The sequence below is a fragment of the Otoolea muris genome, from assembly GCF_943193115.1.
Lineage (GTDB): Bacteria > Bacillota > Clostridia > Lachnospirales > Lachnospiraceae > Otoolea > Otoolea muris.
Map to the genome: position 1 here is coordinate 43,612 of NZ_CALPCY010000035.1, position 9,914 is coordinate 53,525.

The window sequence follows — 9,914 nt, forward strand, 5'->3', positions numbered from 1 at the left end:
TAAGAAAAATATAATAGAAAGCCCGCAATGCAAACTTTCTATATATTAGCTGTTGGATCAGATCACTGTCCCATGATTTTCATCTGCCCTGCGGCATAAAAATCATTTAACTCTTCAAAAACACCTTTGCGTTGTCAAAAGGCATCCTATGGAGGACCATTTCAAAAAAAGCGCCTATCATCCCCGTTGCCATGATATTGTTCCAGTTTTTCGTCAATTTTGGGTGAAGGAGCCCCAAGCTGCTTTAAGACTTCATAATAATGATGGGCAGCCTCCACCTCAATCTCCACCATGTCATCAATCATAGAAGCGTATTTCGTACCCGCCGAACATTTCAGGAGCAGGGTAATCTTTATTTGTCATTGCGTCCCTTCCCGATCTTTCAGCGGCAAGTGGCTTTCTGATTTTCCGATTGCCGCCAAACTGTCTCCTGCACATCCAGACAGCGGGAAAGGAATCCTTCCGAAACCGGCATGGAATACAGTACCCGATTCAGTTCAAACCACACACTTACACATTTTCTACAATATTCAGCATATATAAAACCATAAAAAAGCACATACCGTACCATATTCCTTAAAAAAATAATAACGAACAGACCTCTCTTTTTTTGCCTTTTTGGTAAAAAAGTCCTTTGAAAAGAAATCTGTTTTTCACTATAATGTATTTACAACGTGTAGCTTTTCGGCGTAATTCCAGTTGCATATAAGCTGCGCTTTTATTTTTGAGAATGGAGGGAACGCACATGAAACGAGTAAAAGCAGCCTGTATTTGCCAGACTCTGCACTTTATGCTGAAAGAAGATGTCGGGCATGATGATGCGGTAATGCAGGTAGAACAGGAACTTGAGCATTACAAGAAAAATCTGGAACGGAATCACATACAATATAAAATTACGGAACAGACAAACCAGCCGGACGGTTCGATTATCATTAAAGTGATTAAACAGTATAATTCCAGCCCTGTTGGAGATTATCTGGATCAACAGTCATAATTAACATTCCAAATTTGCTTTCCTGACTTTTGAAAACGGATTTTGATATGATCATCAAGGTTAAAAAATAAATACAGCCATTCAACGACACATGTGGTGCTTTGCACGTAAATCTGATTACGGTACAGATAATTACTGCATGTGGTGCGTGGTTGATTTATGTGGCACATGCATGCGCATGTGCCGTTTTTGTCTATAGAAAAATAGTAGGAGGTTATTATAAAGCAAAACAATTATTTAAACTCAGGACTTACATGATAAGATTCAGGACACGTATGTCTTGCTGAAATTTTCCTTTATACCGCAAATCCGGCATACTGAGTCATGTAAAGTTCATAATATCTGCCCTTTTTCGCAATCTGCTCCTCATGGCTGCCGCTCTCCGCTATCTCCCCGTGATCCATAACCACAATCAAATCGGAGTCTCTTATCGTCGAAAGGCGGTGAGCGATCACGATACTGGTGCGTCCCTGCATAATGCTGTGCATGGCGTCCTGTATCGCCTTCTCCGTGCGGGTATCCACATTGGACGTGGCTTCATCCAGAATCAGGATTTTGGGGGCCGCCACAAAAGCCCGGGCGATGGCTAAAAGCTGCCTCTGCCCCTGACTGATATTTGCGCCGGACCCGGTCAGCACCGTATCATAACCCTGCGGGAGAAGCCCGATCATATCCCGGCACTGGCTCATTTCCACCGCCGCCGTAAGCTGTTCCTCCGCAGCGCTGCCGTTTCCGTATTTCAGATTGTTCCGGACGGTATCGGAAAACAGGACCGTATCCTGCAGGACAATCGCAATATTCCGCCGCAGGCTCTCCCTGGACACATCGCGGATGTTCTGCCCGTTTATGCGGATTTCCCCGCTTTCTATGTCATAGAACCGCATGAGCAGGTTGACGATGGTCGTCTTCCCGCTTCCGGTAGCGCCCACCAGCGCCACTTTTCTGCCATTCGGAACAGCCAGGGTAAAATCCCGGATCACGGGAGTTCCCGGTTCATAGGAGAAGCATACATTTTGAAAAAACACGGCCGCTTTTTCGCCTGTCTCCAGCGTCCCGCCATTTTTATCCTCTGTTTCCTCATCCAGCACGGCAAAGACCCTCTCCGCACCGGCAACCGCTGTCTGGATCTGTCCGTAAATCTGAGCGATTTCATTAACGGGCCGGCAGCTCCACGATTTTTCCGAACAGCTCCTCCCGCATCCGCCTGACCACATTCTGGCTGAGCCTGGCGCTGCACAATCCCTGAAGCAGTCCGCAGATGCTGTAAAGCAGATAGACGGAAAGCATCAGCGCCAGTGTATGGGAGAGAACGCCCTGTTTCTCCCCCGCGATGATGTCAACGGCTCCGCTCTGCAGGCCCGGCGCCAGAATGCCGCACACGGTACCGGACAGCACAACCGCCAGCATCCCGGCAGCCAGCCTCTTCTCCTTCACAAAATATACCGCGATCCGCGTGACTGTGGCTCCGATATTGTCGGCGTGTTCCGGCTCCGCAAAATGCTGCTGCCGATTCATCATTCCCGGAATATTGCGTTCGGCAAGTTTGAAATCCGGTTCTTTGCTCATGCCTCTTTCGCCTCCTCTCCCATCTGGGAATGCCAGATATCCTGATAAACCCGGCAGGACCCCATCAATTCCTCATGGGCGCCACAGGCCAGGATACCGCCGTTTTCCAGTACGACGATCCTGTCTGCTGTCCGCCTGCGCGATGAATGCCGCGGATGCAAGCAATGCCTCATCCGCTCCCGGCATCCCCCAGGTAATATTCTCCCCCGCTGTCATGCTGAACAGCTCGCTTTTCTGCATGGCGACCGCTATTTTTTCCCGAAGCGCCCGCTGCCGGTATTTTCTGACATCAACCCCGTCCACCAGAACCGCGCCGGAATCCACATCATAAAAACGCAGCATCAGCCCGGCCAGGGTCGTCTTTCCGCATCCGGTAGCTCCAATGACCGCCACTGTCTCCCCTCTATGTATCTTTAGATTGATATGGGAAAGCACGCTCCGGGTGCTTTTTGGATAAGTAAAAGAGACATCGCGAAATTCGATCTCCCCTTGTGCCTGAACCGCCCCGCCGAAAGAGCCTTCCTTCAGTTCCGGCACGCTTTCCAGCACTTCTTTTACCCGTTTCCAGGAGGTAAGTCCCCTGGAAATATTCTGAAACAGCATGACAAGCATCAGAATACCGTTCAGAAGCTGTGTGGTATAGGTCAGTGCCGCCATAACATTTCCCGGTGTGACACTGCCGTTTTCCACCGAAAAAGATCCTGACAGTAAAATGGCCGTGACAGCCATGTACATAATCGCATTCGTAAGGGGATTCATAAAGGCAAAGATCACAAGAGTTTTCAGCTGCGTCCCGACCAACTCCTCATTTGCCTTACCGAAGCGCATTTTCTCATAAGCTTCCCGGACACAGGCTTTCATAATGCGGATACCGGACACGTCTTCCTGCATGATTTCATTCATAGCATCCAGATACGCCTGCAGCCTGGAAAACAGGGGATTTGCTCTCCACAGGCAGAATCCAATGACGCCCACCAGAAACGGGAAAGCGCACAGTACAATGAACCCGAATCCCAAATTCAGCCGGAACATCAAATACATGCTCCCGAAGGTAAGAAGCGAAGTGCGGATCAGCCCCCTGACAAACAGCGAGACAAAGTTCTGCACCTGAGTGATGTCATTGGTCACCCTTGTTACCAGAGAGCCTGTGCCAAAGCGATCCATCTGAGGGAATGAAAAATCCATGATCCTGCGAAAGCAGTCCTTTCGAATCTCATTTCCGATATTCTGGCTGGATATGTGTAAGAACACATTGTTGAGAGATCCGCAAAGTCCTCCCACCAGAACAAGGCCGATCATCTGCAGCCCCAGCATCCATATCAGACACAGATCAGCGCTGCCCCGTTGCTGACGCCAAGGACACCGTCATCCACGATCCGGCTCATGAAGCCCGGCTGCACAAGATCCATCATCACCTCGCCGACCATGAACAGGCCGGCGATAATGGCAAAGGACAGATACTTTCTGATATACTTCCACATGGTCAGCGTCCTCCGCGCCCCCTTGAAGCCCCGTGGTGTCTGTGACTGTCCTGATGTCCGTGTCCGTCATGATGTCCGCTGTCATCCCAGTGTGCATGTCCGTCATGGTGTTCACAGTTATCCCGGCATTCATGCCAATGTCCGTTTCTGGATGTATTCTCGTTTTCTTTATACCGTTTTTTCCAGTCACCGCGGACTCTTTCCAGAAGGGACAGCAGTTCCTGCTTTTCCTCTCCCGAGAGACAGGAAAACATCTCCTCATGCCGCTTTCTGCGCTGCTTTAGTGCCTCTTCCGCAATTTCCCTGCCGCTGTCTGTCAGGGAGATGTCTGTCGTCCTGCGGTCGGATTCATTCTGAGTCCGGACGACCCAGCCTGAGCCTTCCAGCTTGGACAGGATCTCACTGGCTGAACCCGGCTGGATCCCCAGGCGCTGTGTCAGGTCCCTCTGAGTGATTGCTCCCGACCCGTTCAGGATGATCAGGATGCGCTTCTGGCTCGCTTTCCCCTCATACAGAGAACGCATGGTATGATATAAATCCCGCAGACTGATGATCAGCCTGTCATTGATACTCGCTGCCGGATCATTGGCTGTATACATTTCCTGATCCCGCAGTTTCACCTGCTGCTCCGGCATTTTCCCGGTGCGGCGGTATTCCTCTCCTCTGCCGCAGCGAGGCTTTTCCAGATTACAATGCCGTCCACAGCCCGGACAAATGGTATTTTCCGTCATAAATCATTCCTCCTTTTATTTAGGTACCTTGATTTTATCACCGCAAAAGCAAAATATCAAGGCGCCTAAATTTATTTTCTACTGCAGTATACCGAATTCTCCACCGCTCTTCCTTTAGCTGTACTCAGGCTTTGGCTGCTGCCGGATATGTTTCCCGTCCAACTGCCTATAAGTTGCTGCTATGACAACAACGGAAAACAAAAATGTTAAAATGTCGGATACCGGCATGGAGTACAGAACTCCATCCAAACCATAAAAACGCGGCAGAAGGAGCGCAAACCCAACGCCAAACATGATCTCCCTTACCATAGACAGCATGGTGGACGCCGCCGCCTTTCCCATGGCCTGCAGGAAGATGAATGCCGCCTTATTCACGCAGGCGAACACAACCATGCAGAGGTAAATCCGGAATGCCCGGACTGCAAATTCCGTATAATACGTACTCTCATTGGCCGCACCAAAGATGCCGATCAGCAAAGCCGGGAAAAATTCTACAATGACAAACGCCAGGATGCCAACCGATGCCTCTGCCGCCAGCAGTTTTGTAAACAGCTCTTTTACCCTTTTTTTCGCTCCGGCGCCCATGTTATACCCAACGATGGGGATGCAGCCTGCAGCCATGCCGACCACAATGGATATTACGATCTGGAAGAACTTCATTACAATCCCCACCACGGCCATGGGAATCTGTGCGTAGTGCTCCTGACCAAATACGGCATCCAGAGCGCCGTACCGCCGGATCATGTTATTAATGGCGGCCATTGCAGCCACAAGAGATATCTGTGACAAAAAGCTGCAGATCCCCAGCATCAGCGTTCTGCCTGCAATGTTCCATTTCAGTTTAAAATCCTCTTTGCCAAACTTTACGGTTTTGGTATGGGTGAGGTACCACACTGCCAGGACAGCCGTCACCACCTGGCCGATCACCGTCGCCACAGCAGCGCCCATCATGCCCCACCGGAACCTAAAGATAAATACCGGGTCAAGGATCACATTCACTGCCGCCCCCGCAAGCGTAGATGCCATAGCAAATTTCGGGCTGCCGTCCGCTCGGATGACAGGGTTCATTGCCTGCCCGAACATATAAAAAGGAATCCCCAGAGTGATCCAGAAGAAATATTCCTTTGAATTGCGGAATGTTTCTTCATTCACAGTACCTCCGAACATAGCGATGATCTGGCTGCTGAATACAAGATAGACCCCGCAAAGCATAAGGCTGAAAATAACCGTGAGCAGAATGGAATTTCCCATACTTCTGCCTGCATCCTGCGGCCTGCCTTTCCCCATGCTCAGGCTCACAAACGCACAGCAGCCATCGCCCACCATCACCGCAACAGCAAGAGCGATCACTGTCAGCGGAAATACCACTGTATTGGCTGCATTTCCATAAGAGCCGAGGTACGATGCATTGGCTATAAATATCTGGTCAACGATATTGTACAGCGCGCCCACGAGGAGTGAGATGATACAGGGGACTGCGTATTTCCCCATCAGCCGGGAAACCGGCTCTTCCATCAGAAATACATTGTTTTTTGTTTCCATGTCTGTCTCCTTTCATGCAAAAACAGCGCATAACCCCGGCCGCTGGATTTACGCCGAAGGCTACACGCTGAATACCTATTACAGTATGTTTCTTATCAAAAAAAACGCATGGCATGTAACCGGATTTACGCAGTTTACGCCACACGTTCTTACATATATTATATGTTTTTCAGGAAAAAATTCAAAGGTGTTTTTGCACAAAAATATTATTGTTTACACTTGTATAATATGTACAAAGCACCCCTTTTCTGCCGGTGAGGCTGTTTCCCACTCAGCCTGCTTTATGCTGCACCTCATAGAGGATGCCGGCCCGTCTTACGATCTCCCGGCACACATAGCTGATATGCTATAATAGAGTTGTAACAGGAGTGGCTAATCAGATATAATCAAAATCACAAGAAAAGAGGTACTCATTATGTTACAGAATTACACTCCCGAATTTAAAAAGAAGATTGTCCGTCTCCATGTGGAAGAAGGACGAACCTACAAAAGCATCACCGCTGAATATGGTGTATCCAAAGCCAGCATCTCCAAGTGGTGCAGCGAATTCAGCAAAGAATGCCGGACAGACCCTTAAGCGAAGGAAATCGGTTAGAGGCTTACCGGTTTATCGACCAACATTATGAAGAATTCGGCGTTCGCTGGCTGCTCAGGCGGCTGGAGATCTGCCCGAATGCCTGCTATAACTACCGGAAACACCGGAAGGCTGGTTATTATACTCAAAAAGCAGAAAACTCATGAAGCAGATTGCCGAAATCTGCCGCAGCCACAGCGGAGTGGACGGCTGCCGCAGCATGACGGCCTGTCTGGAGCGCCAAGGCTGCCGCTACAGCCAGACGACCATTCATAAATATATGAACACCGAGCCGGGGCTGCATTCCGTTGTCCGTCCTGAAAAGCCGGGGACAAAGCCCGGGAGGCCCCATAAGGTATTCGAGAACAAGCTGAAGCAGGACTTCCATGCGGACAGGCCGAACCAGAAATGGTGTACGGATTTCACATATCTGTTCCTGAGTTCGTCGCCGTCGGTATTTTTCCGGCAGCATCCCTTTGGGCAGATATCAAGGGTGGTGGAAACTGCGGAATTATGGAACAGCGCATTCTTCCTTCCGATCGCATAGCTTTTGCAGCGGCGCTCCTCCCGGTTGTTTGATATCCCGCATCTGCATGAAGGACCTCCCTCAGAAGGAGTTGTTCATGCAGCCATCTCCGTCTTTTTTACATTCCGGACAGATCACGGTCTCCTGCAGATAACGGACCCTTTCCACTCTTGCCGGTGTGATGCGCAGTTCTTCCCTTACGAATCGATAGCCCAGGGGCTCCATCGGGGCGTTGCAGTAGGGACAGTTCTTCTCTTCTTCCGAAACCGGACACCGGATCTCCCTTACCGGAAGTGCGGCGTACAGGTCGCCGCGGACTGCTTTTTTCTTTCGTTCACGGGTGTGGCTTTTTACTTTGATTTTCTCTCCGACCGCTTCCTGCTCCGGATCTTCGGAAGAAGGAGATGCCTTTTCGCTGCGCACCCCGAAGAACTTCCGGCGGAATTCCCCGATGGTTTCCTCCAGGTTTGCCTTCAGGACGCGCAGTTCCCCGATGACCGCCCGCAGTTCCCTGATCGTCTCTTCCTGTTCCCGGATTCGCGCAGCCTGCTGTTCATTGATGGTTTTTATAGTAAACGACGTTAATTCTTTCCGTTTGACTCTAGAGCGTGTTTGAAAATTGCTTTCTGGTAGCTGTGCGTGCCACTTTGTGGGAGATTTGTGCCAAATGAACGCGGCGTAGTGGGCTGCGTTAAGTGAATTTGGCACAAATATACCGCGAAGTGGGGCGTGCAGATGCCAGGAATGAATTTTCAAACACGCTCTAGGAAAAAGAGCATAAAGTAGCAAGCTTGTCATTGGGCTTCTTAAAAGTTGAAAACCAATTATCAAGGACTCCAACTACCTCTTTAAGTCTGTTTTTAAATAATTACAAAATTTTCTCAAGGTATAATCTCCTTCGCTGTCTGTGCATCTATAATGACCTGAATATCCTGCTCATGCTGTTCACTTTTTTCAATCCCCTTCACGATCCAGACAGGCTTTACATCATATACGCCTGTTCCTGAAGATAAATCAACATAATAACATAATTCTGCTTCTGTCATTTCATATGTTGAGCTTCCGGGTATTTGGTTATACTTATGAGCAACCGTTTCAGCAATCACATCCATAGGAGATAAAGAGACTGCCATTCCTTCATCGGAAATTTCAAATACTCTTTCAATGTCCAAATACTCTATTCCATCTTTTGATATAAATGCCTGTACCGGAGCATTTACATCTGCTGCATCTGAAAATATCTCACAATATACATGATAAAGCGGCAATTCTCTGTATATCTGATTGACACAAAAATAATAGCCTTCATCTGAGACAGACCACCCGTTTTTATAGTTTGCCCGGTCAATATTTCCGTCCATATCTTCGTGATATTCCTGTGACTGCATACAATCGTAATCTAACGCATATCCCGTATAAACATGCTCAAATTTAATATTCACTTCTGTTAATGCGTTATCAATTATCTGAAAAGCCTCCTCACGCGTCATAAACGACAATTGTTCTTCTGTAGAATACAAACCTGCATTATATCGCTCATCTGCCGGATCAAGTACAAAAGAGCTGCGTATATATGGCATTAAATCTCTTTGCATATATGACATCTGACTGGAAAGCGGACCATAAGATAACGTTATTTCCTCTGGAGTGACATAAGTTGCCGTATCTACTTTTTCCCCATATTCGTTTTTTTCTTCATAACTGTATACTTCGTAATCATCATTACCGCTGAATAATGATTGAAATGCCCGCTCCTCATTTACTTTCAACATTCTTGCTTTCGCGGTAATTGGAAATTTCTCTCCTAAATCAGCACCAACAATAACATCCATCTTAAAATCAACATTTTCTATGGTGTTCTCGTAACTCGCTGGAAAAATAATTTTCTCATCAGGTATATCGTTTTCTACATAAGGTTCTTCTGTTTCAGAACCTGCTTCATTTTGAACATTTGATATTTTACTTCCAGAATCCTGTCCCTGTCCTGAATTTCCACACCCAAATATAGACATAGAAAAAATAACAGTCAACATCAAACATAGTTGCCTTTTCATCCGACTTTCTCCTTTTACAAAAAACTTCTTTCCACTTAATTTTTTTGTTTTTACCATATTAAATTTCTCCATTCTGTATTAGGTAGTGAACTTTTGTGTAGCTGTTTTTTGAAATCAATGACACTTCTTATTATTTTTTATTCCGGTCATAATTTCAACCCCATTTGCACCAAACGACATTTTTTTCATTCATTTGGTCATTCTGGTAATTTTTTCATTATTTTTTGTAAATGTAAGGAAACTGTAACCCTGCGGACAACACAATGCCGTTCCCAAAATCCACAAAAAAATGTCTTTTCATGCAAAGCTTTTGTATTTTCCTGACCGCTATTGTATAATATGAAGGGTAAATGTTATAAATTATTTGAAAACCCGGATTCTCGAAAACGTGACGATGAATTTTCGCCACACTTAGCCGAACCACCTGAATTTTATTGACAAAACCA

13 protein-coding genes are annotated in these 9,914 nt (G+C 47.3%); 4 read left to right on the forward strand and 9 right to left on the reverse strand.

Annotated features, from left to right (window positions below):
* Positions 1 to 161: 161 nt before the first annotated feature.
* Positions 162 to 305, reverse strand: coding sequence for a hypothetical protein (locus tag NFS31_RS18115; protein ID WP_251498206.1), 144 nt, complete (start codon positions 303 to 305; stop codon positions 162 to 164).
* A gap of 440 nt (positions 306 to 745) precedes the next feature.
* On the opposite strand from NFS31_RS18115, the gene NFS31_RS18120 reads away from it, so the two are divergent.
* Positions 746 to 994: a hypothetical protein gene (locus NFS31_RS18120; RefSeq protein ID WP_251498209.1), complete on the forward strand. Its 249-nt coding sequence runs from the start codon at positions 746 to 748 to the stop codon at positions 992 to 994.
* 296 nt (positions 995 to 1,290) lie between these two features.
* Here NFS31_RS18120 and NFS31_RS18125 read toward each other — a convergent pair whose 3' ends face one another.
* The 6 genes from NFS31_RS18125 to NFS31_RS18150 all read right to left on the reverse strand — a co-directional run bounded on the left by NFS31_RS18125 (position 1,291) and on the right by NFS31_RS18150 (position 6,314).
* A complete protein-coding gene (locus NFS31_RS18125) occupies positions 1,291 to 2,082 on the reverse strand; it encodes an ABC transporter ATP-binding protein (RefSeq protein WP_251498212.1) in 792 nt (263 codons plus the stop codon).
* 64 nt (positions 2,083 to 2,146) lie between these two features.
* The gene (locus tag NFS31_RS18130) at positions 2,147 to 2,560 is read right to left on the reverse strand and encodes an ABC transporter transmembrane domain-containing protein (protein ID WP_251498215.1); all 414 of its coding nucleotides are present in this window, start codon (positions 2,558 to 2,560) and stop codon (positions 2,147 to 2,149) included.
* Positions 2,561 to 2,632: 72 nt separating this feature from the next.
* Complete coding sequence (locus tag NFS31_RS18135; protein WP_251498218.1) at positions 2,633 to 3,859, reverse strand: ABC transporter ATP-binding protein; 1,227 nt, start codon at positions 3,857 to 3,859, stop codon at positions 2,633 to 2,635.
* A 20-nt stretch (positions 3,860 to 3,879) separates the two neighbouring features.
* Entirely contained in the window at positions 3,880 to 4,041 is a 162-nt protein-coding gene (locus NFS31_RS18140) for a hypothetical protein (protein ID WP_251498220.1), read from the reverse strand.
* 2 nt (positions 4,042 to 4,043) lie between these two features.
* Positions 4,044 to 4,772, reverse strand: a complete 729-nt coding sequence (locus NFS31_RS18145; protein WP_251498222.1) for a MarR family winged helix-turn-helix transcriptional regulator — start codon at positions 4,770 to 4,772, stop codon at positions 4,044 to 4,046.
* A 114-nt stretch (positions 4,773 to 4,886) separates the two neighbouring features.
* Entirely contained in the window at positions 4,887 to 6,314 is a 1,428-nt protein-coding gene (locus NFS31_RS18150; RefSeq protein ID WP_251498224.1) for an MATE family efflux transporter, read from the reverse strand.
* Between the two features lie 415 nt (positions 6,315 to 6,729).
* Here NFS31_RS18150 and NFS31_RS18155 point away from each other — a divergent pair, with 415 nt between their 5' ends.
* The gene (locus NFS31_RS18155) at positions 6,730 to 6,891 is read left to right on the forward strand and encodes a transposase (RefSeq protein WP_251498226.1); all 162 of its coding nucleotides are present in this window, start codon (positions 6,730 to 6,732) and stop codon (positions 6,889 to 6,891) included.
* Positions 6,892 to 7,051: 160 nt separating this feature from the next.
* Positions 7,052 to 7,435, forward strand: coding sequence for an IS3 family transposase (locus NFS31_RS18160; RefSeq protein WP_251498228.1), 384 nt, complete (start codon positions 7,052 to 7,054; stop codon positions 7,433 to 7,435).
* A 60-nt stretch (positions 7,436 to 7,495) separates the two neighbouring features.
* On the opposite strand, the gene NFS31_RS18165 is transcribed toward NFS31_RS18160, so the two are convergent.
* Positions 7,496 to 8,170 carry a DUF6783 domain-containing protein gene (locus NFS31_RS18165; protein ID WP_465223440.1) on the reverse strand — a complete coding sequence of 225 codons (675 nt, stop codon included), beginning with the start codon at positions 8,168 to 8,170 and terminating at the stop codon, positions 7,496 to 7,498.
* On the opposite strand from NFS31_RS18165, the gene NFS31_RS28500 reads away from it, so the two are divergent.
* The gene (locus NFS31_RS28500; RefSeq protein WP_465223441.1) at positions 8,150 to 8,200 is read left to right on the forward strand and encodes a hypothetical protein; all 51 of its coding nucleotides are present in this window, start codon (positions 8,150 to 8,152) and stop codon (positions 8,198 to 8,200) included. The genes NFS31_RS18165 and NFS31_RS28500 overlap by 21 nt on opposite strands.
* 95 nt (positions 8,201 to 8,295) lie before the next feature.
* Here NFS31_RS28500 and NFS31_RS18170 read toward each other — a convergent pair whose 3' ends face one another.
* The gene (locus NFS31_RS18170; RefSeq protein ID WP_251498233.1) at positions 8,296 to 9,525 is read right to left on the reverse strand and encodes a hypothetical protein; all 1,230 of its coding nucleotides are present in this window, start codon (positions 9,523 to 9,525) and stop codon (positions 8,296 to 8,298) included.
* Positions 9,526 to 9,914: the final 389 nt, after the last annotated feature.